Here is a 23189-nt window from a genome sequence, read left to right as displayed (position 1 = left end):
CACCCTTTTACAAGGGCACCTCCTATCTTCATGATCGCTACCAGACTACATTACACCACATTTCTCTATTCCTCCGGCCGCCGCAGATGATAACTGTTTTTAAAAAAATCCTATACTTTGAACGTCGTATTTTCCCCAGGATAATGTTTGGTACAAGCAGTTGTTTGTCGTAGAATGCTGATTATTTATTACACTGCCATGAATAAAAATGTGTTAACAAATGTTCCGGTTATCAGGCCAATCAAGAATGGGCATTTGCTGTATGAGCATCTTGGCATATTTACAGCAGACTGGCATGAACATACCCAGGGGCAATTAATTTATGCCGAAAATGGCCTGCTCCACTTGTATGTAGCGGATTATCGTTTATTAATCCCAGCCCGGTATTGTGCATGGGTACCAGCACATACCAGGCATAAATTAATATCTTATTCGGCCGACCTCCTGATCAATACTATCTTTCTGGAAGTGGCGCAGGAAGATCATCCTTTTTATAAACAAACCGGTATATACCAGGTCCACCCATTACTGGATGAACAACTCCGCTATGCCAAACACCGGCAATACCATACACCGGATGAACAAACAGAAAGTTGTTTTTATCATCAGCTTAAAAAGCTGCTACCCATCCTGTGTACGGAAAAGTTATTGTTGGCATTACCTGCTCCCCAATCTATCCAACTATCCAAAATAATAACTTACCTGTCTGAAAACATTTTGCTCAGGCATTCCACATCAGAGGTGGCCCGGCAATTTGGCATTTCAGAGCGTACCCTCTCCCGCTTATTTCAAAAAGAAATGGGGATGTCTATGTGCTTTTTTTTAAAGACCTTCAAAGTGATGAAAGCACTGGAATTGCTGGATGCCGGAAAAGACAATATATGCCAGGTAAGTTATAAACTGGGATATGATAGTGTTGCTGATTGCTGTAATTTTTTCCAGGAAATACTAGGGTATTCTCCACAAATTCACCTGCAAAAGAAATTACCGGTATTACAATAAGTAAGTCCATCCTACATGCACTTAAATAATTTAATGTTATATTTATTACAGGTAGTTTACCTGTTTTACAGATAAGCCATATCTGGATTAACTCCGGTATTTAAACCCAGACGTTGGTGCTATTACTTTAAATATTTGCATCTTTGGCTACTTCCAACAAATCGATTTATACTGCGCTGACCGCTAATTTGTTAATAGCAGTCATTAAATTCATTTCGGGAATAACTACCAGCAGCTCCGCTATGATCTCTGAAGGAGTACACTCCCTGGTTGATACTGCCAATCAGTTACTGCTACTGCTGGGTATCCGGCTAAGTAAAAAATCACCTGATGCCAGACGCCCTTTTGGTTATGGCAAAGAACTCTACTTCTGGTCCTTTATTGTTTCCATACTTATCTTCGGAATAGGAGGCAGTATTTCTATTTACCAGGGGATCATTCATTTAAGGAACCCACCGCCATTAGAAGATCCTACCTGGAATTACATTGTATTGGTTTGCTCCCTGTTTTTTGAAGGCACTTCTTTATATGTTGCTGCCAGGGAGTTTAATAAAGTTCGTGGAGATCAGTCATGGTGGGGCGCTATTAGGTTAAGCAAAGATCCTCCTAGCTTCCTGGTGCTTTTTGAAGACAGCGCAGCAGTACTGGGACTGATCATAGTAGGTACCCTGATCTACCTCGGGCATCACTTCAATAATCCTTATCTTGATGGGATAGCCTCCTTGCTGGTAGGTATCTTGCTGACCATCGTTTCCATACTCCTGGCCCGCGAAAGCAGAAGTTTACTAATGGGAGAAGGTATTGACCCTGCTACTCACAAAAAAATCGCTCAACTGGTTGGAAAAGATCCGGCTGTAAAAAAGGTAATCAATCTATTTTCTACCTATCAATCCCCGGAAGAGGTGATGCTGCTTATTGTAGTCGCTTTTAATGAACTGGATACTGATGAAATAAATGAGGCTATCAGCCGGATACGTGCTTCGATACAGGAAGTATATCCCCTGGTACATTATATTATTATTCAGCCGGCTCCGGCTTAAAAAACATCCTCTGCCTCCTGCCCTTTACCAGCGGGTAATGTCAGGGTAAAAATGCTGCCCTTCGACACCTCACTTTCTATTATTATTCTCCCACTGTTTTGCAAGGCAAATTCATGACAGAGTAACAGCCCTAATCCTGCCCCCCGCTCTCCTGCAGTTCCATATGCCGGTGCTCCTTTAAAATTAAACAGGGAAGCTATTTTATCTGCAGCGATCCCCACCCCATTATCCGCTATACTGAATACAATATCCTCTCCCTGATCACTACCTTTCATCTGTATCATTCCTCCGCCGTGGCTAAATTTGATAGCATTGCCCAGCAGATTACGGATAATCACCACCACCTGATCTTTATCAGCATATAGCTGCAGGTTTTCCGGAAGATCCATATTCACTGTCAGTTTTTTTTCCAGGATATTCGATTCAAATAATTGCAGTACTTCTAAAACAAGCGGGGACAAAGAAAAAATGACGGGCTTGGTGGCAATGCCCTTCATCTGCGTAGCACTCCAATGCAGCAGGTTATCCAGCGAGCCTCCCACCTGCTTTACTTTTTCATTTAATGAGGCAGCTGCAATTTTCATTTCAGCCTCTCCATACTCCCCTTTCCGGAACATTTCCAGCAATACCTCCAGCGTAGCCAAAGGGCTGCGGATATCATGGGCAATGATGGAAAACAGCTTTTCCTTATCCCGGTTCATCGCATCCAAAGCCTTCCGCTGTATTTCTGTCTGCTCCTGGTAATCCTCATGTACCTTCTTAAAATAAGTCAGGGCGATAATAATAAACAATATGGCGATAATAACATTCACGGCAATTCTCGATGCCGGCACTGGTACTGCCGGCCCCCAGTTGACAGGAAAAAAGTGTGCATACATAAAACAGGCTACCAGTACTATCGCACCTCCTGTCAATAACCACTTATTGTCATAGATTAAAAAGATCAGGATAAGAACCGTCAGCAGAAAAAATTCTACCCCATTATGAAAGTACAGGGCGGATACTGTATACAGGACAAGATTATAAACAATCAGCCACACCCTGGCGCTCAGGTAATACCGCTTCTTGTTAAAATAAAATACCGCCAGGCTCCCGCACATCGTCATTAAATTAATCAGCGACAACAGGAATCTTCCCTGGCAAATATTCAATACTAAAAAATACGCAGTGAAAGGTACACCTGGCAATGACATCAGGTTTAATACCTTGGTACGTCGTGCCTCTATAAATGGCATCCCGGGGTATACCCCTATATTAATAATACGGTTCCAATAGTCGGAAATGGTACTCAGGATCTTACGAACATAATGTTGGGCCATAGCAGCGGCAAAGATATATAATCTGAAATTTTCCAAAGCTTCTTCTTGTTTTCTATCCTGTTCAGTGCCAGGGCCTCAGATCATACCTTATCCCCCATAATGGCGCTTTTTTAAAAATATTTTACCCGAAAAGCTTGCTTACTTAAACGTTTAAGCATACTTTTAATCCATGAAGAAGGTTTCGTTGAAAGATATAGCTACCGAGGCGGGGGTTTCAACTGCACTGGTATCTTACGTGCTGACCAATAAGGAGAAAGAAGCGAGGATAGGCAAAGAGATGGCGGAAAAGATCCGGGAAATAGCCAGAAAACTGAACTATCAGCCTAATCATATTGCCCGCAGCCTTAAAAGCGGCCGCTCTTATACGATCGGATTGATTGTGGCGGATATCTCCAACCCTTTCTTCGGCAACATTGCCCGCACTATTGAAGATGAGGCAAAACGCAACAATTACACGGTCATCTTCGGCAGTTCAGATGAGAATGTAGATAAATCAAGAGACCTGATCAGTGTATTGTTAAACCGGCAGGTAGACGGGCTGATCATCACACCTACAGAGGGATCGGAGCAACAGATAGCGCAACTGAAAACCATGAATGTTCCTTTTGTGCTGATAGACCGCTATTTTCCTGAAATCCCTGTCAGTTACATCACAATTAATAACTACCAATCGGCCTACGATGCGGTATCCCATCTTATTAAAATGGGAAAGAAACAGATCGGAATGGTAGCATATAAAACATCCTTACAGCATATCAATGAACGTAAACGTGGGTACCATGAAGCCTTACGTGATCATGATCTGCTGCCAAAGAACAGCCTGCTTAAACTGGCCCGGTATGCTCATCTGAAGGAAGACCTGAAAACAGCAATAGATCAGCTGCGTAATGCCAAAAAGCCGGCAGATGCCCTGTTCTTTGCTACCAATACCCTGGCTATTGAAGGATTGAAATATATTAATACACTTGGTATACGCGTGCCGGAAGATCTTGCCATAGTCACCTTTGATGAAGGAGAAGCACTGGATCTGTTCTACTCTCCTGTCACATTTGTAAGACAACCGATTATGGATATGGGAAAAGCAGCGGTGCGGGTGTTGCTTGACCAAATCATAGCGGCTAAAAAAGAAACCGCTGTTATTTGTATGGATACGGAGCTGGTGATTAGAAAATCTTGTGGGAACCACTAAGGAATCCCCATTTATCCACGTATGACTCAGGCAAAGGCGGCATTGGTGGCCCTTTTGCTTAAACGATAAAGCCAATTGAAAAAAAAACGTTATGCCCGATTACTGATCACTCAGGTCCAGAAAAAATATCAGTAATATACCTCGGAATTGTACCGGGTAATTGGGATCATGAATTTTATAAACTAAACACTTTATGAAAAAACTGCTCCTACTCACTTTAGCTTCCTGTTTCAGCTGGGCTGCCTATGCCCAACAGCCATTCAATGGTCTTGATATGAACATGGGTAACCTCTACCGCATGTCTGATGCCAAAACCCGCTCCATCAGCCCTGAAAACTTTACCGGTGAACCCGGCAAGGGAGGCATGGCTACCCTGGACCAGGGCACTGCCCGTGGTGCCGCCAGAGAGCTGGGACAAGGCTGGAAAGTAAACCCCTATATTCATATTGAACCCGGAAAAACAATTACCCTGGCAGAAATTACCGGACCAGGAGCCATACAGCATATCTGGATGACTCCTACCGGCGTTTGGCGCTACTCTATCCTCCGTTTTTACTGGGACGATGAAACAACTCCTTCTGTAGAAGTACCTGTGGGCGACTTCTTTGGAATGGGATGGGGAGAATATGCCCCCTTGAATTCACTGCCAGTATGTGTCAATCCCGGCAGCGCTTTTAATTGCTACTGGGCGATGCCTTTCCGTAAGAAATGTAAGATCACCATGGAAAACATCAATACAGAAAGAATGACCCTTTACTACCAGGTAGACTATACGCTTACCAATGTGCCTGAAGATGCGGGTTACTTCCACGCGCAGTTCCGCCGGAATAATCCGGTGAAAGGTGCGGAATTTACGATGGTAGATGGGATTAAAGGCAAAGGCCAGTACGTAGGTACCTATATGGCCTGGGGGGTGAACAATAATGGCTGGTGGGGTGAAGGAGAAATTAAATTCTTCATGGATGGAGATACGAAATACCCTACCATTTGCGGCACCGGTACGGAAGACTATTTCTGCGGTTCTTATAATTTTGACAACAAGGGGCGTTACCAGGAGTTTTCCACACCATATACCGGCTTACACCAGGTAATACGGCCCGACGGATTATATAAATCACAACAGCGTTTTGGCTTATACCGCTGGCACATCATGGATCCGGTCCGCTTTGAGAAAGAACTGAAAATCACCATACAGGATCTGGGCTGGCGCAGTGGCGGCCGTTACCTTCCACAACAATCAGATATCAGCAGTGTTGTTTTCTGGTACCAGCGGGAGCCGCATGCCCCCTTCCCAAAACTGCCGGTGATGAATGACCTGGAGGTTAATTAAACATTGCCAAACTATATACACTTTATAAATAAAATATCGGAGCGATGAGTCAAACGGAGTTAATAGGATCACAGATCATTGGAAATGATTTTTCCGGCAAAGGCAGCCAAACCTTTAAAGCATTTAATCCACAGCAGCAGCAATGGCTACCACAGGAATTTAAAGAGGCGGCACCGGAAGAAATAGATGCAGCGGTAAATCTGGCCGCACAAGCATTTACACAGTACAAAAAAGTACCTGCACTGCAACGGGCTGCATTCCTGAATGCTATTGCAGAAGCGCTTGTTGCGCTGGGCGATGAACTGCCTCAGGTAGCATCGTCAGAAAGTGGTTTACCACTGGCACGCCTGCAGGGAGAACGCGACCGCACCACCGGCCAGTTACGCCTGTTTGCCAACCTGATCACGGAAGGCTCCTGGGTAAATGCCCGGATTGATAAAGCCACCCCGGACATCAGGCAAATGCAGATACCCGTTGGCGTGATAGGCATCTTTGGTGCCAGCAACTTCCCCCTGGCATTTTCAGTGGCTGGTGGGGATACGGCTGCGGCACTGGCTGCAGGATGTACAGTTGTATTTAAAGCCCATCCCGCACATCCGCATACTTCCCACCTGGTGGCTAATGCTATCCGCAAGGCGGCCATCAGTACCAATATGCCGGAAGGGGTATTTTCAATGATCCACGGTGCATCACATGAAACCGGACAACACCTCGCCCAGCATCCGCAACTGGCAGCTATTGCATTTACCGGTTCCTTCAGAGGAGGCAAGGCACTATATGATACTGCTACACGCAGAGCGGTTCCCATTCCTGTTTTTGCAGAAATGGGCAGCGTAAACCCGGTATTCTTTCTACCTGGCCTGCTAAAAGAAAAAGCAGCGGCACTGGCTACACAATTCCTGCAATCCATTACAATGGGCGTAGGACAATTTTGTACCAACCCCGGTATGTTCATCACACCGGATAAAACAACAGCTGCGGCTTTTGTATCAGCTTTACAGGAGGGAATTGCCGGACTGCCTACCGGTTATATGCTCACACCAGGTATTCTGGAAGCATATAATAGCGGTATTGCCCACCTGCGCAGTCAGGGTGCCAAGTTGTTGGGAGCAGCAGGTACTGCGGACCATCAGGCAACTCCTTATCTCCTGCAGGTAAGTGCGGCGCAGGCTATTGAAAATCCGGCTATCTGTCATGAAGTATTCGGCCCATCCTCTCTCCATATCAATGCGGATACCAAAGAAGAATTATACAACCTGGCACGTGGATTGGAAGGTCAGCTAACGGTTACCATCCATGGTACTGAAGAAGACCTGCAACAACATAAAGACCTGATAGATATCCTGCGGGAAAAAGCCGGCCGGCTTATTATCAATGGATTCCCTACAGGCGTTGCCGTTAATCATGCCATGGTACATGGTGGTCCGTGGCCGGCAACGACACCTGCAGCAGGTACTTCGGTGGGGTCTGCAGCTATTTACCGCTTCTGCCGACCAGTATGTTTCCAGGACTTCCCCGGTTACCTGCTCCCTGCGGAACTGCAGGACCAGAATCCGCTGAACATCTGGCGCTTATTAAATGGTAATTTCTCAAAAGATGCGATATAATCTCTGGCTAACAGCTCATCCCTATACCATACCAACACCGGATGAATGCAGCATGGATAAAACCGCAATTCTATCATAGCAACTTATAAAATATCGCACATTTTATGGATCTGGGTTTAAAAGATAAGATCATCATCGTAACGGGAGGGGCCAAAGGCATTGGGGCGGCTATTTCAGCAGTACTTGCGCAGGAAGGGGCTTTTCCGGTGATTATTGGCCGTAATGAAAAAGACAACCTGCAACACCTGGCCCTCATCGAAAAAGCCGGTGGAAAAGGCTGGCAGGTAGCTGCGGAACTTACCAATCCGGCTGCCTGTGAGCAGGCAGTGGCGGCAATTGCGGCCCAATTTGGCCGCATCGACGGGCTGGTAAATAATGCTGGCATCAATGATGGAATAGGCCTGGAAAAAGGCTCCTACGAGCAATTCATGCAATCCCTGCACCGCAACCTCGTGCACTATTACCTGATAGCACATCACGCGCTTCCCTATCTGAAAACCAGTAAAGGGGCGATTGTAAATATTACATCCAAAACAGCAGAAACCGGGCAGGGTAATACTTCAGCATATGCGGCTGCCAACGGCGGACGAAATGCACTTACCCGTGAATGGGCTGTAGAACTACTCCCCTACAGCATCCGGGTAAATGCCATCGTGGTGGCAGAATCATGGACGCCGCTCTATGAAAACTGGATCAACACTTTTGCCGATAAGGAAGCGAAACTGGCCAGTATTGTAGCGCGTATTCCACTGGAAAAACGGATGACCACACCGGAAGAAATTGCACAGATGACCGCATTCCTGTTATCTGAAAAATCAAGCCATACCACCGGACAACTGATCCACGTGGATGGCGGATACGTGCACCTCGACAGAGCCCTGGTTTAATATCATTCAATCATTATTCATTATATCAAAAAATGAGTCAGACAATCTTAAAGATACATTCAGACGATAACGTATGGGTGGCTTTGCAGGATATTGCTGCAGGGACCAGCCTTACCTGTGATGGTGAAACAGTTACTGCCATACAGAAAATAGCGGCCAAACATAAAGTGGCCGGGCGCACTCTTCCTAAAGATACACCGGTGATCATGTATGGTGTGCTGGTAGGTATTGCCAATGAAGATATCGCTGCCGGTGATCTTATCACCACAAAAAATATTCGTCATGCATCGGGACAATTTGCGGTGCAGGAAGAACGCCGTACCCAATGGGCTGCTCCGGATGTAACGCCCTGGAAGAACCGGAGCTTTATGGGGTATCATCGTGCAGATGGCCGCGTGGGTACAGGCAATTACTGGGTGATCATCCCCCTGGTATTCTGCGAAAACAGGAACGTACAGCTATTACACGAAGTACTGACCAAAGAATTAGGCTACAAGAAGTACAATGCCTATGAAACAATGCTGCAACAGCTGCTACAGGGTTTCAAAGAAAATGGCGGTACTGCTGATCCCGCTGCAGCAGCTGATAAAAATACCGTTACGCTTAATACCCGTGCCTTTCCCAATGTGGACGGCATCAAACTATTGACACATACGCTGGGTTGTGGTGGTACCAAACAGGATGCACGTACCCTTTGCGGCTTGCTGGCAGGCTATATCACACATCCCAATGTGGCGGGTGCTACTGTACTCAGCCTGGGCTGCCAGAATGCCCAGATAGATATGCTGAAGGAAGAAATTGAAAACAGGGTGCCAGGCTTTGACCGGACTGTTATCTACCTGGAACAGCAAAAAATTGGTTCAGAAAAAGAACTGATGAGCCAGGCATTGCAACAAACTTTTGAAGGACTGGCAAAAGCCAATACCATGCAACGCCAGCCAGCTCCGCTGAGCAAATTGTGCATTGGTATGGAATGCGGTGGCTCCGATGGGTTCTCCGGCATCTCTGCCAACCCCGCTGTTGGCCGTGTATCTGATATGCTGGTAGCGCTGGGTGGTTCTGTCATATTATCAGAATTCCCAGAACTATGCGGAGTAGAACAGGAACTGAGTGATCGCTGTGTGAATACGGATCTGGCTGCACGTTATTTACAACTCATGCGTGACTACGCCAGCAGAGCGGAAGCCGTTGGATCCGGATTCGATTCCAATCCTTCTGCCGGGAATATCCGCGATGGACTTATCACAGATGCCATTAAATCCGCAGGAGCAGCCAAAAAAGGAGGCTCTTCACCAGTTACAGATGTAATAGACTACCCTGGCTGGGTACAACATCCGGGCCTGGCATTATTATGTACACCTGGCAGCGATGTGGAATCTACTACGGCTGAAGTTGGGGCCGGCGCCAACGTTGTGCTCTTTACTACCGGCCTGGGCACCCCCACCGGTAACCCCGTTACGCCGGTAATTAAACTTTCTACCAACAGCATCCTTGCTGACAAAATGAAAGATATCATCGACCTGGATACCGGTACGATTATCAATGGGGAAGAATCCATCAATGAAGTAGCCAACCGTATCCTGGAACTGGTGATCAATACGGCCAGCGGGCATTATACGGCAAAGGCACAACTGCTGGAACAGGACGATTTTATTCCGTGGAAGAGAGGGGTATCATTATAAGTATATCATTTTTCATTATAATCCACAGTTATGAAGTATAACATTATTGTTGGTAGTCTGATAGCAGGTCTGATAGCTTGTAACGGCGCCGGAACTCCACAAGAACAAAATAATAGTAAACCCATGAACTTTGGTGAAGATGTATCCTTTCTGCAAAAACATTTGCAAAATGTAGTCGTACTGCAACGCAACGGCGATAGCAGTGGCCTGGTGGTAACCGGCGACTACCAGGCGCGTGTTATGACCAGCACCACCGGTGGCAGCCAGGGAAAAAGCTACGGCTGGATCAATTACGACCTGATTGCTTCCGGAAAACTGGTACCGCATATCAATGCCTTTGGTGGTGAAGAACGTTTCTGGCTGGGGCCGGAAGGCGGCCAATATGCGCTGTACTTTCCACCGGGAAAACCATTCAACTTTGATAACTGGCAAACACCGGCGCTGATAGATACTGTACATTTTGCTGTAAAGTCACAATCTGATACAGAGATCACTTACCAACAGGCGGGTACTTTACAAAACTACAAAGGCACTGTTTTTAACATTGATATCAACAGAACTATCCGGCTACTGGACAATAATACAGTGGCTGCGCGGCTGGGCTTTACCTTACCTCCGGGGCTTAAACAGGTGGCTTATGAAACAGAAAACACCGTGATCAACAAAGGTGACAGTGCCTGGCAGGAAGAAAACGGCCTGCTCAGCATCTGGCTGCTCGGCATGTTTAAACCTTCTGATCAGACGGCAATTATTGCTCCTTTTAAAGGGATCACCAATGCCCGCCAGCATATCACGGACGACTATTTTGGTAAGATTCCTGCAAAAGACCTGCTGGTAAAAGACAGTATGCTCCTGTTCAGAGCCGATGGTAAGTCGCGCGGCAAATTAGGCCTGGCTCCGCAAGTAGCCAAAGCCGGTGCAGGCAGTGTAGACCTGGAGAACAATACCATTACCGTACTCCTTTATGAAATAGTGCCCCAGGGCCGCTATGTAAATTCAAAATGGGAAATACAAAAAGAACCCTTCAAAGGTGATGCGGTCAACTGCTATAATGATGGGCCACTGGCCGATGGTTCGCAAATGGGACCCTTCTATGAAGTAGAATCCTCCTCCGATGCACGGGCATTAAAACCAGGTGAATCCCTTACCTACCGTCAGGTAACCATGCACTTTGAAGGCGATCATCATGCACTACAGACGCTTGCCCAACAACTGTGGCAGCTGCCCCTGGAAGAAGTACAACATTTTCTCAGCAACAAATAAACACTACATGGAAATTATCCGTATTTATAAAACATCCGGCGTTCTGGTAATAGCATACCAGGAACAGTACTACAGTATTAATGCCAACTGGAACGACTTTGTAAACAGAAAAGGGTTGTTCAATCAGGTAGTGGCCGATCTGAAAGGATTGTCACCTATGGAAAAAAAGACAGCGGAAGCATTACTGGCTAATCAGTTGGTAGCTCCTATTGGTACCCAGGAAGTTTGGGCGGCAGGCGTTACCTACTACCGTAGCCGCACTGCCCGCATGGAAGAATCAGAAATTTCCGGTGGCGCTACTTTTTATGATAAAGTATATGTGGCTGAAAGACCTGAACTCTTTTTTAAGGCTACGCCACACCGCGTATCCGGTCATGGACAAACCGTATACATCCGGGAAGATTCTTCCTGGGATGTTCCGGAGCCGGAACTGACACTGTTCATCAGCAGTGAAGGTACGATTGAAGGTTATACGGTAGGTAACGATATGAGTTCCCGCAGTATTGAAGGGGAAAACCCATTATACCTGCCACAGGCAAAAGTTTATGAGAAATGTGCAGGCCTGGGCCCTTGCCTCATGGTAACTGATACGCCTATCCCACCGGATACGATGATTAATATGTCTATCTTCCGCAATAATGAGATTCAGTATAATGACAGTGTGCCGATCAGCCAGATGAAACGCGGGCACCAGGAACTGGTTGGTTTCCTCTACAGGGGCTGTGCCTTTCCGGAAGGTTGTTTCCTGATGACCGGCACCTGCCTGGTACCAGACAATAGCTTTACGCTGCAGGATAATGACCGTGTAGAAATCAGCATAGACCACATAGGCAAGCTGACCAACCATGTACAAACTTACCGTTCATAAAAACCGTTTTAAACGGTACTACCCAACAATTGCTTACTGATCTGCTGCTTTCTTCATAAAAGGCGCTAAAGATCAGTAAGCAGTTGTGCTGGTGTTCTACGGGAGAGCCCGAAATACACTTTCTGCCCCGGCGCATAACTTTCTCTTAACTCAAAATTTTCAAACGAAGGACCACCGGGAATATTGATATAATCTGCTGCATTCCGGCTACCACCACTCCAGTATTTAGCCCTGCCATTGACCCGTACCTGTAAAGAGGCCTGACGCCCTGCATCATCTTTACGCCAGTATTGTGTAAGCATATAAAAAGGCCGGTACCGCCAGTTCCATCTCGCCAGATAGGCCGGTTCCTGCGGCCAGGAGGCCAGCTCTGCGAAAGTTTCCCCTGCTGTGGCCATCGCTACAAAACCTCCCTGCCTGGTACGTGCAAGTACCTCCGCAGCATAAGGCGCTTTTTCTATAAAATCAATATCCTGATATCCTGCATATAATTCCCTCGCATCTATTACTTTATCTTTCAGGTAAAGCTGCCTTAACCTTCCATAATTTCCCATCGTGGCGGTAATGCCACAACGTTCCATGGGTGCACTATCAGCGTGATGAAATACTTCAATAACCAGTTCTTCCGGCCGGGACCTCCGGATACTGAGCCGTAAATAAGGGTGAGCGCCGTTGGAGAACTTCTCCATAAAAACATACCAGCTCAGTGTCTCATCAGTGGGATCATCCAGCTCCTGTAGCACTCCGCGGGTACCTGCGGCTGGTGTAAAATGTCCGGTACGCACCGTATCTCCCGCCCACATAAATTTTCCCCATTTACCATCTACCTCAGAAGGAGATATTTCGCTAAACTCCATCTTCCCTTTTACAACAGGTTCTATCGCTATGTAATTAATATGGTAGATCATCCCCATAAACTCATAGCCTATACGCAACAAACCCCTGGGGCCTCCATCCGATCCTTTTTTACCAGGTTCAATGGCAGCGGGCCATATTCCTGCTACAATCCCATTCCGGATACCCCATATACCAGGGCTTTTTTCATCTGCCGGCCTGATCCACGACGCGTTGGTACTTTTATCCTGGCCCCTGACCCTATTACCCATGCCCAGCAGGCAACATATTATACCTGCTGTAAAAAGACCACGATACATTCGGTTAATACACGTGCTCATCCCCTTGTTTTTTTATACGCTGCGATCCAGGCTGATGCTTTTACCCGACACCATCGCTTTTTCAGCTGGTATGCTACCATACACTACATCGAGTGAGGGTATCCCCTTCCGTAAACTGACGGTACCAAAACCCTTATTGGTGGAAATAAAGCTGGTAAAGTCCCCCACCTGGGAATCAATGTAAAGTGTTTTATCTACCGCATCATAACGCACACCTGTTAATCCCTGCAACATGCCATAACTCGACATAGCTCTCGCATACCAGTGACCGCATTCATATTCATTAAACGGATTGCGTACGCTACCATCATAGCGGTTCCTGCATGCCCTTACAATATCAAGCCCTTTAGCTACTTCTCCCATAAACATCAAATGAGAGGCTACCTGGTATTCAATGCCTGTCCACACTTCATTACTGTATACAAAAGGCAGGGATAACATGCCTCCTTGGGGCCAGGAGCACAACAGCAGTCCTGCTTCATTTCCTAAAGCATAGGTAGAACGCTGCGGATTAACATGCATACTCAGGTCCTGCTTAAGGTTATACTTATGCACTGCCAGCAAATGGCTTTTAGTTTTCCGGGCATCTACCGGCTCTTCCATTCCACACACCCGTGCTATCCACGAGCCCAGGATACCATCTGAAAGACACCCTGTGCCATATTGATACTTCGGTCCCTCTTTTTTCAACAGGGCTATTGCTTCTGCTGAATATTGAGTATGAAATGACTGCGACTTTACCGGATCCGGGGCGTTTAATCCGGTCCATTGGATTTTTTGTGTGAAATATTCTCCGTTGTAAAGGGTGGTTTCCAGGTATTGTTTTCCTTTCTGATAAAGGGTGTCATATACCGCTACCTCCTTATCCAGGAATTTACCCATCTGTGCTATCGCACGCAGTGCGCCCAGGTAAAAACTGGTACACATACTGGTAGGTCCCCAGAATTCGATATCATAGGTATTATGATGTGGTTCTTCAACAATCCCTTTTTGATGAGGGTCCCACGTACGGATACAATAATCCATACTCGTTTTTACCGAAGGATACAATTGTTTTAGCCATTCATTGTCACCACTGATACGCCATTCCCGGTATACTTTCATGATCCCTCCCAGCTGCCCGTCGGCTGCAGCATGAAAATTATGTACCAAAGGAGAAATGGGGATATTGGCCCGGAATCCCTGATGCCCTTCCGCATTCTGGTTTTCATTGAACTCTGTGTTCCGCAAACTTCTTTCCAGCGCCGGAAACAGGTGTGGTACGGCCTGCGCGTAGTTCCACACATGTGTACAGGAACCATGACAGCTTCCCCAGTTATCCCCCGAGCCTTCCCAACACCAGAACCGCCCGTCATATTGCCGCATTACTGTAGCTGATTTTAATATTGTCAGGTTAGCGGCTACTGCTTCCACCACTTCGGGAGGCAGCGAGCTTTTATAGAAAGCATTACTGAAAAGCAGTGATTTTTTGAACAGGTCATCATAGTTGCCCGTCCAGTAATCCGCTACCGCTCCTATGCTGTTGAACTTGCTGCTGTACCAGGGCCGGTGATACCTGGATGCCGGGTCATTCTTTCCGGAGGTATCATCTCCAATACGTAGTTTGGAATCAGGCACATACCACGCCATCATCAGGCGGATCACTTTTTTTTCGCCAGGTTCCAGCCGGAAGGGTACAAATAATGAACCACCGGGAGCATCTTTTTCCACCGGTTCATTGCTTTTTAATGTGCCATCCTTTATCGTATTCCATATCATGGTTAAGGGATCAAACCATCCCCCTCTGAACCAGCAATGATCTACTACCGTAGCAGGATCTGTAGTATAGATGGCAAAGTGCCCTTGTTTCTCTGCCGCATCCGGGGTGGCTTCCTGTGTTAATACAAATCCGTTTTTAATGGGCTTGATAGTATGCAATACTTCTGCCTGCTTCATAAAATTGCGGGCATTGTAAGAAAAAATGTAGTCCTCCGCTTTTTTGCCGGTATTGGTAAAATGATATTCCAGTGCGCCTACCGGCAGGCTTGAGTTATCTTCATCCGTAGGAATAAAAGGACTCCATCCTTTGATCTGCACAGCTACAGGTAATGCAGCATCATGCAGCTTAATATCGGCAAAAGGAAAACGTGCCGTAAATTCAGCCGCTGCAAAACGGGGTAGCCCCCAGGTAGCGCCACCCGTTCCTCCCAGACCGGCATCCCGCTGTCCAAACTTCTTCCATTCCGGCACATTCCTTTCCAGCACCCTGGCACCATGAGCCATTCCCTTAATGCTGATGGCTGCAAACATAGCCGGCTCGAAAAACATCTCCGGATTATGGCGGATAGACATATGTGAGATGGCACCTGTTCCCTCCAGGCAAAACATACCCGCTCCTATCCCTCCCACCGGGAAAGCGATGCGGTTATTATACTGTCCTTTATATGCCTGATTATAGCCACGCTCCCGTGCGGGAGCTGCAGCCTGCTGTACTCCTCCCCCAACGTCCGTTGCCGGTGCATCCGGCTGCCTGGCCAATGCAATCCCAGGCAATGCAGAAGCGCCCAGACATCCTAACGTGATATTCTTCAGAAAAAACCGGCGGTTGCTGTTTTGTTTCATGATTTTATACATTTGAATAGCAATAACACACCCAGACCAGGTGTTCTATAATAAAAAAGAGATTGGCTGAAACGGTTCAGTTTAACGTGGAAAATATGGTATCCTGCATGTCATGTATCACCATCTGCTTACAAACACCATCTGCTGCTATGCATTAATTATCCCAGACCTGTCAGATTATTTATACGCCCTGCAAAAAGTAATCCTGCCGGGTAGTATTACGTGGAAACACTTACTCTTAAACGTTTAAGCAAACAAGTACAAAAGCAAAAAACATTACTTAACTGAAAGTAAAATATTTTATCCTGGGATCCAAATTTTTTATACCTGTTGTCCGGAAGTGCACCGGTTACTTATCTTTATCCTGCCAAGGTACCACGTCGCTCTCCTCCACTTCTTCCTGAAAACAGGAAGGATCTAATAAAAAGGAAATACTCCTTTCTATTAAATCCTCCATTATAATGAAGCCAACGTGTGCGTCAGTATTATTCCATCAGTGTGCCCAGCTTTTATTTATACAAAGCATACAACTTCCCCTCTCCCGGGAGGAAAGTATCGGCCAACTGACTTCCAGCTGTATAACTGGTTCCTTCTTCCTTTCCGTTCACTTTAGAAATCCGTTTTACGGTCTTCACCGTATTACTGATATTAAAGGTAAACGTATGATTATCGGACAATGACTTGTTCACAACCATAATATATTCCCGTTTACTTTCAGGGTCTGTGAAATGGGTGATCAGCATCGCTGCATTTTCATCCGCAGCTTTCCATACAAAACCAGCCGGTGGCAACTGCATCCCATCAGGAATAGCCTTTCCCGTATGATACACCGCAATAGCATCCAGCCTGATCAATACTTTGCCCAGCTGTTTCATTTCCAGGTTCACTACTCTGAAAGGTTCATATAAATCTGTTTTATCCCCTTCCGGCGTTACAATAGCATGTGTAAACTTTTCACTGGATCCTATGGGCGACCAGTACGTAAACCATACCGGCAGCTTGATACCATAAGCCAGGTTGGTATAGGCGCTATACCGCAGCTCGTTGGCATTGGGTCTTCTAAGACCGATGGAACTGCCGATGGACTGTAAGTAAGCAGAGGTTGGAATTTTATATTTCAGGCCTGCCTTCCGGATGATCTCCAGATTTTTATAATAAGGTGCTTCCCGGAGGGTGCCATCTTCCATAAACGGATAGTTATCAAAAGAAAGGTATTTCAGATTGCCTGCTCCTACCATCGCAATCCATTTTTCTACATATTCTTTTTCATAATCAATATTGGGTAATGCGCCCGTAGCATAGTTAGGCAGCAGATTTACATGCGGCACTTTATCCGGGTCCAGTGTCAGAATCCGTTTATACTGTGTTGCTACCCGCTCCAGATCAGCTATTACAGGTTCATCCCGGATATAATAACCTGCAGTAGCATCCAGGAATTGGTAATCATTCACCATATCCGCCATTTGCTTATCTGTGCCATTTACCCGCTCATCTGCCACAAACATTTTCAGCCCATATTTGGCGGCCATCTTCAGCATGGATATTTTATCTGCAGGCGCTATATGCAGGGAAATATCCTGAATAAGGTCCACATTCGCTTCCATGATGGTACGGTAGTATTCATCTTTTGTATAGTTCAGTCCCGGTGCTACGTAAATACCTATCTGCATGCCGGCACCTGGCTTAACAGTGACCGTATCTTCTATAACCGGTACTTCCTGTTTTTTTACATCTTTACTGCAATTCGTCATACCTGCCATTAACAGACAGGAAAATATTGCGGGTATTATTGACATCCTGATTTTAAATTGCATGGTGAATAAATTATACTGATACTATCATTGCGGTAGTACTTTTCTGATCCGTTGGTTAAACCTGTCTAATACATAGATAGCTCCTCCACTTCCCAACGCGATGCCAGTAGGTACGGTAAACCTGGCAAGGTTACCCGCACCGTCCACATATCCCTGGGAAAGTCCGGCTATGGTGGTCACCTTATTAGTGCCCGCTTCAATCCTCCGGATACTGGATGCAGAATCTGCAATAGTAGGAGCATCAAATAAATGACCACATCCGGCTACATAGATATTATCACTAGCATCCACGGCAACACCCCAGGGGTGTTCAAAACGGGCTGCGCTGCCTACCCCATCCGTCTGGCCCGTTTGGCCGGACAATCCGGCTACCGGTGTAACCACCCAGGTGCTTGTATTTACTTTATAAATAGAAGAACTGCCATTATCTGCGATCACCAGGTTGCCCTGGCTATCCATAGCAATACCACCGGAAAGCACCGGCACACTTAACGTTCTGGTGGTCATCACCCCTGCGGGAGACACTTCATACAATTTGTTCTGGCTTACAGCCGGCAATGCGCTGACAGCATATAGCTTACCGTTGTTTTTGTCAACCGTGATTCCCTGAGGGAAAGGAAGTACCCAGGTAATGACCGTAGTTACCACTCCTGCCGGCGTGATCTTTCTGATCCCCCAGTTCCAGGTATCTGCCACGAATACATTATTATTGGCATCTACAGCTACTGCAGAAGGATGATCAAATAAGGCAGCTGTACCAGTACCATCTGTTTTTCCGGCTACCCCCGGATTACCTGCCAGGGTACTGACCAGTCCGGCGGGTGTAATCTTTCTGATACAATGGTTATTCACATCTGCTACATAGATATTGCCGTTGGCATCTGTGGCCATGCCAGTATTGGTGGTAAAATTAAATTTCGCTGCAGTGCCTTGTCCATCATTAAACCCTGCGATACCAGCTCCTGCCAGGGTGCTGACCATCGTAGTGAAAGGGGCTTTTTCCAGCGCATATAATTTACCTTCTCCAGGCAAAAAAGTATCCGACATGGTATGAGTGGCCAGTACAAAATTAGTAGCCTCTTCCAGCGAAGTTACTTTGGATACCACCTTTACATTAGCTACGGTACTGGCTATTGTAAAAGCAAAAGTATTATTGCTGGTAAATGATTTGTTGACCACCATGATATATTCCTTACCTGATACCGGATCAGTAAGCTGGCTGATGATCATAGCCTGGCTGGCATTCTGCGGCTGCCAGACAAAATTGGCCGGTGGCCTGACCGTACCAGCAGGTATGGCAGTACCGCTATGATACACTTTAATGGCATCCAGCCCTACCAATGTTTTCCCCAGCTGTTTCATTTCAAAATTCAGTGCCTGAAATGGTACATACAGGTCTGTTTTGTTGCCGGAAGCATCTACAATAGCATTGGTATAAGTTTCCGAGCCTCCGGTAGGGGTCCAGTAAGTAAACCATACCGGCCTTTTCACACCATAGGCCAGGTGAGTATAAGCACTGTAACGCAGTTCGTTGGCATCAGGTCTTCTCAACCCGATAGAACTGCCGATGGATTGCAGATAGGCGGAAGTTTTAATATGGTACTTCAGCCCCACTCTACGGAGCACATCCAGGTCATTGAAATAAGGTACTTCCCTGAAGGTACCGTTGGATAAAAAAGGATAATTATCCAGCGACAGGTATCGCAGATTGGCAGGTTCTACTTTCTGTATCCACGCTTCAATATAGTCCTGTTCATAATTGATACTTCCCAAAGCGCCGGTAGCATAGCTGGGCAACAGGTTTACATGCGGATCATGGTTATTATCCAGTGTCAGTAATTTCTGGTAACGGTTAGCTGCATCCTGCAACTGGCTGACCACAGGTTCATCTCTCACGTAATAACCTGCCAGGGCAGGGTGATTCACATAATCATTCACCAGTGCGGTAATATCTGCGTTGGTGCCGTTTATCCGGTCATCTGCCACCACCATTTTTAAGCCATGGTTTGCTGCCATATCCAGCATGGTCAGTTTATCTACCGGTGCTATCCATCCGGCAATATCCTGAATGATATCTATGTTGGCATCCCTGATGTACTGGTATTGCACATCCAGTGTATAGTTAAAAGGCGGTGCCACATAGATCCCGATAGGCATATCATTGCCAGCACCGGTGAGCAACGCCCCGGCATGGGGCATCTCCTTTCCTGCCATCAGCAGTTTGGTTTCCAGTTTATGACATCCCGTTATAACGGCAAATACTATACTCAAAAGCGATACGATAAAGGCACTTCTTTTTACGTTGCATTTTGTGTTCATAATACTGGAATTAAAGGTTTACGGATAAGGCAAATAACCCGGAAAGCCAGTTGCATACCAGGCAGGCAGCACCTGGCTTTCCGGCATCAGATCAGGCTTATATTATTCAGATATGATTTTACGTATCCTGTGGTTGGCTTTATCCAACACATAGAGTATCCCATCTTTTCCTACAGCAATTCCGGTGGGTACGGAAAAACGGGCCACTCCACCCAAGCCATCTGCATAACCCTGTACATCCCCTCCTGCAATAGTGGTTACCTTGCCGGTATTAGCCGCAATCATGCGGATATTGGAAGCGGTGGCGCTGATGGTAGGCGCATCAAACAAGTGACCGCAACCAGCCACATAAATATTATCTGCTGCATCTATCGCTACTCCCCAGGGGTGGTCAAAGCGGGCCACTTCTCCGGCCCCGTCTACCCAGCCCTGCTCTCCTGCTGCACCAGCTATCAATGTAGTGGTCCAGTTTGCCGTATTTACCTGGTAGATAGCAGAGCTGCCATTGTCTGCAATTACCAGGTTGCCTTTACTGTCTATCGCAATACCTCCGGCAATGATCTTTACATCCAGCTGGTGTTCCGTCATCACACCGGCTGGAGACACTTCATAGATCTTTCCCTGTGTAACCGCAGGCAATGCGCTGACCAGGTACATTTTGCCGGTTTTATCATCGATCGTCATGCCTTGCGGAAAGGGCAATACCCAGCCCAGCACAGTGGATACTGTTCCGCCAGGGGTAATCTTACGTAAAGCCCAGTTCCACGTATCTGTTACTAAAACATTATTGTCTTTATCCACCACCAGACCTGTAGGATGATCGAATAAGGCTGCAGTACCCTGCCCATTCACATTGCCTGCCACCCCAGGCTTTCCGGCCAGGGTGGTTACCGTACCATCAGGTGTTATTTTCCGGATACAGTGGTTGTTGATATCCGCTACATAGAGGTTCCCGTCGGAATCTGTATCCATGCCGGCGTTGGTAATAAAATTAAACTGTGCAGCAGCACCTTTGCCATCTGCATATCCCGCTACACCGGAACCAGCTAATGTGCTGACGGTCCTGCTGGGTACGTATTCAAATGCTTCCTTACTCTGGATGCTTTGTCCGCCTATGGTTACTTCAATATTACCGGTGCCGGCTCCTTTAGGAATCTTTACCAGTATCCTTTTTCTGTTGGAGCCTATTACGGTAGCGTCTATCCCGTTTACTTTTACAGTAACCGATTTGGGGTCTGTACTGTAATTATCTCCATAAATAATTACCTCTGTGGCCTCACTACCCACTGCAGGGGCAAATCTTTCCAGCAGCATAGGTAATCCGGCATTATGTATATAGCTATCGTCCAGCTGTTTAAAAGCACCCTCTTTACAGGATATCACAGTAGTGGCGATGAGTAGGATGAATATATAGCAAGCGCTATGCAGGAATCGTGATGTTGTTTTCATATAAGTTCCTTTAATCAGTTATAACCAGCGTTTTGAGTCAATGCTGCATTTCTGTTCCGTTCAGACTGCGGGATAGGGAAAAGGTCAAATGCAGGCTGGTATATCCTCGCTTCTATCACAAAAGGTGTGTAGGTGTAGGTGTTCTCTCCTGTTTTTTCAGCACGCATCCCTCTTGCTTCTTTCATCACGGATGTGCCAATTCTCCATCTGCGGATATCCCAGAAACGATGCCCTTCAAAGGCCAGTTCTATCCTGCGTTCATGGCGGATCCGGTCTCTCATCTGGCTTTTAGACAATCCGGTGGGCAATTGCGGCATATTCACGCTGGCGCGGGTACGTACATCGTTCACCGCTTTGTATACTACTGCGTCTGGTGCAGCAAGTACTTCATTCAAAGCCTCTGCATAGTTCAGCAACGCTTCTTCATACCGCATAAAGATCCAGTAATGATCTCCCGGACGGTTGTCTGGCGAAACACTGCCATTTTCATCGATCAGCTTGCGGAGATAATAACCGGTTTGAGTAAGTGCCCCTTCTGCAGAAGTAAGCCCATCATCTCCACCTACGTAAGTTCCTATCGTTGCACCTTTCCACTGGCTACCGTTATAGATTATTGAAGCTGCGAGCCGGGGGTCTCTGTTGGCATAAGGGTTGCTGATATCATACCCTGAACCGTCTTCCGTAATCTTTTTACCATTTTTCATTTCATAATCATCCACCAGGTTTTGCAAAGGTTGTATCCAGGCCAGGCCATTCTGACTAGGTACAAACATTTGTTTGAGCCAGGTGGTATTGTTTACGGTAGACTGGAAGATAACGTTAGGCGTGTTGCGTTTATGGAATAATCCGTTATAATCACCATCTACCTGGTATACATCCAGATCTATGACCGCTTTTGCAGCATCAGCCGCTTGCTTCCATTTAGCGGCATCATTAGCCGGGTTATGCAGCAGGCTGGCAGCATACAGCAATGTTCTGGCTTTCAGCATGAGGGCAGCCCCCTTGGTAGCACGACCGGTATTCACGGTATTGTTCACCGGTAATAACAGGCTGGCGGCCAGGTCGCAATCGTCTGTAATAAATTTCAGCACTTCCGCTTCTGTATTCCGTGGCAGCTGCAGGTTGTCTGAAATCTGTAACACTTTATCCAATACCGGTACTTCACCATAACGCTTATACAGTTCACTGAAAAACCAGGCCCTTAAAAAGTACCCTTCCCCTTTCATCCTGCTTTTGCCACTTACCTGGGTAGCATTTACAGTAGGTACTTCATCGATCTTTGAAATAAAGAAGTTTACTTTCCGGATAGCGGCATACATGCTGGCCCAGCTATCAATAGGATTAAACGTGGGAGATAATAATCCTCTGGTATATACCTGGGGGCCATTAAAATATACTACCGGGCATTTCGCCTCATCAGCAGCCGCTGCATAGGTAAAACTCTGGTTAGGCATCCATTCATTTGAGATAGACGCGTAGATATTAGCGAGATAACTTTCTGTTTGTACATAATCTCCAAATACCTGTTTCTCGGTAAGCCCACCTGTTTCTGCCTTGTCCAAATAGCTATCGAATTTAGAACATGCCGTAAAACTGGTAATGGCAACGATGTATATAATTATTATTCTGAACTTCATTTGAATA

At 46.4% G+C, this 23189-nt stretch carries 16 protein-coding genes; 9 read left to right on the top strand and 7 right to left on the bottom strand.

Annotated elements, in window-relative coordinates; all coding sequences use genetic code 11:
* Positions 1-198: 198 nt before the first annotated feature.
* Positions 199-1002, top strand: coding sequence for a helix-turn-helix domain-containing protein (locus ABR189_RS03810; protein WP_354659115.1), 804 nt, complete (start codon positions 199-201; stop codon positions 1000-1002).
* Between the two features lie 143 nt (positions 1003-1145).
* Complete coding sequence (locus ABR189_RS03805) at positions 1146-2042, top strand: cation diffusion facilitator family transporter (protein ID WP_354659114.1); 897 nt, start codon at positions 1146-1148, stop codon at positions 2040-2042.
* On the opposite strand, the gene ABR189_RS03800 is transcribed toward ABR189_RS03805, so the two are convergent.
* Positions 2039-3397 carry a sensor histidine kinase gene (locus ABR189_RS03800; protein WP_354659113.1) on the bottom strand — a complete coding sequence of 453 codons (1359 nt, stop codon included), beginning with the start codon at positions 3395-3397 and terminating at the stop codon, positions 2039-2041. The two genes, ABR189_RS03805 and ABR189_RS03800, sit on opposite strands and share 4 nt — an antisense overlap.
* 133 nt (positions 3398-3530) lie before the next feature.
* Between ABR189_RS03800 and ABR189_RS03795 the strand changes: the two genes are divergently transcribed.
* The 7 genes from ABR189_RS03795 to ABR189_RS03765 all read left to right on the top strand — a co-directional run bounded on the left by ABR189_RS03795 (position 3531) and on the right by ABR189_RS03765 (position 12187).
* Positions 3531-4550: a LacI family DNA-binding transcriptional regulator gene (locus ABR189_RS03795; RefSeq protein WP_354659112.1), complete on the top strand. Its 1020-nt coding sequence runs from the start codon at positions 3531-3533 to the stop codon at positions 4548-4550.
* A gap of 193 nt (positions 4551-4743) precedes the next feature.
* The gene (locus tag ABR189_RS03790) at positions 4744-5880 is read left to right on the top strand and encodes a glycoside hydrolase family 172 protein (protein ID WP_354659111.1); all 1137 of its coding nucleotides are present in this window, start codon (positions 4744-4746) and stop codon (positions 5878-5880) included.
* Between the two features lie 44 nt (positions 5881-5924).
* Positions 5925-7487 carry an aldehyde dehydrogenase (NADP(+)) gene (locus tag ABR189_RS03785; RefSeq protein WP_354659110.1) on the top strand — a complete coding sequence of 521 codons (1563 nt, stop codon included), beginning with the start codon at positions 5925-5927 and terminating at the stop codon, positions 7485-7487.
* Positions 7488-7591: 104 nt separating this feature from the next.
* Complete coding sequence (locus ABR189_RS03780) at positions 7592-8374, top strand: L-fucose dehydrogenase (RefSeq protein WP_354659109.1); 783 nt, start codon at positions 7592-7594, stop codon at positions 8372-8374.
* Positions 8375-8406: 32 nt separating this feature from the next.
* Entirely contained in the window at positions 8407-10056 is a 1650-nt protein-coding gene (locus ABR189_RS03775; protein WP_354659108.1) for a UxaA family hydrolase, read from the top strand.
* Positions 10057-10086: 30 nt separating this feature from the next.
* Positions 10087-11319, top strand: a complete 1233-nt coding sequence (locus tag ABR189_RS03770) for a DUF6786 family protein (protein ID WP_354659107.1) — start codon at positions 10087-10089, stop codon at positions 11317-11319.
* A 7-nt stretch (positions 11320-11326) separates the two neighbouring features.
* Positions 11327-12187: a fumarylacetoacetate hydrolase family protein gene (locus ABR189_RS03765; protein ID WP_354659106.1), complete on the top strand. Its 861-nt coding sequence runs from the start codon at positions 11327-11329 to the stop codon at positions 12185-12187.
* Positions 12188-12252: 65 nt separating this feature from the next.
* Here the strand turns inward: ABR189_RS03765 and ABR189_RS03760 are convergent, their stop codons facing one another.
* The 6 genes from ABR189_RS03760 to ABR189_RS03735 form a co-directional block, all read right to left on the bottom strand.
* A complete protein-coding gene (locus tag ABR189_RS03760) occupies positions 12253-13362 on the bottom strand; it encodes a hypothetical protein (RefSeq protein WP_354659105.1) in 1110 nt (369 codons plus the stop codon).
* Between the two features lie 12 nt (positions 13363-13374).
* Complete coding sequence (locus tag ABR189_RS03755) at positions 13375-15963, bottom strand: GH116 family glycosyl hydrolase (RefSeq protein ID WP_354659104.1); 2589 nt, start codon at positions 15961-15963, stop codon at positions 13375-13377.
* Positions 15964-16472: 509 nt separating this feature from the next.
* Positions 16473-17714 carry a hypothetical protein gene (locus ABR189_RS03750; RefSeq protein ID WP_354659103.1) on the bottom strand — a complete coding sequence of 414 codons (1242 nt, stop codon included), beginning with the start codon at positions 17712-17714 and terminating at the stop codon, positions 16473-16475.
* 87 nt (positions 17715-17801) lie between these two features.
* Positions 17802-20096, bottom strand: coding sequence for an NHL repeat-containing protein (locus ABR189_RS03745; protein WP_354659102.1), 2295 nt, complete (start codon positions 20094-20096; stop codon positions 17802-17804).
* 102 nt (positions 20097-20198) lie between these two features.
* The gene (locus tag ABR189_RS03740; RefSeq protein ID WP_354659101.1) at positions 20199-21545 is read right to left on the bottom strand and encodes an IPT/TIG domain-containing protein; all 1347 of its coding nucleotides are present in this window, start codon (positions 21543-21545) and stop codon (positions 20199-20201) included.
* Between the two features lie 14 nt (positions 21546-21559).
* Positions 21560-23182: a RagB/SusD family nutrient uptake outer membrane protein gene (locus ABR189_RS03735; RefSeq protein ID WP_354659100.1), complete on the bottom strand. Its 1623-nt coding sequence runs from the start codon at positions 23180-23182 to the stop codon at positions 21560-21562.
* Positions 23183-23189: the final 7 nt, after the last annotated feature.

The sequence above is a fragment of the Chitinophaga sp. H8 genome (assembly GCF_040567655.1).
GTDB lineage: Bacteria > Bacteroidota > Bacteroidia > Chitinophagales > Chitinophagaceae > Chitinophaga > Chitinophaga defluvii.
Note: the sequence above shows the minus strand (reverse complement) of the source record. Positions and strands in the feature narration are given on the sequence as shown.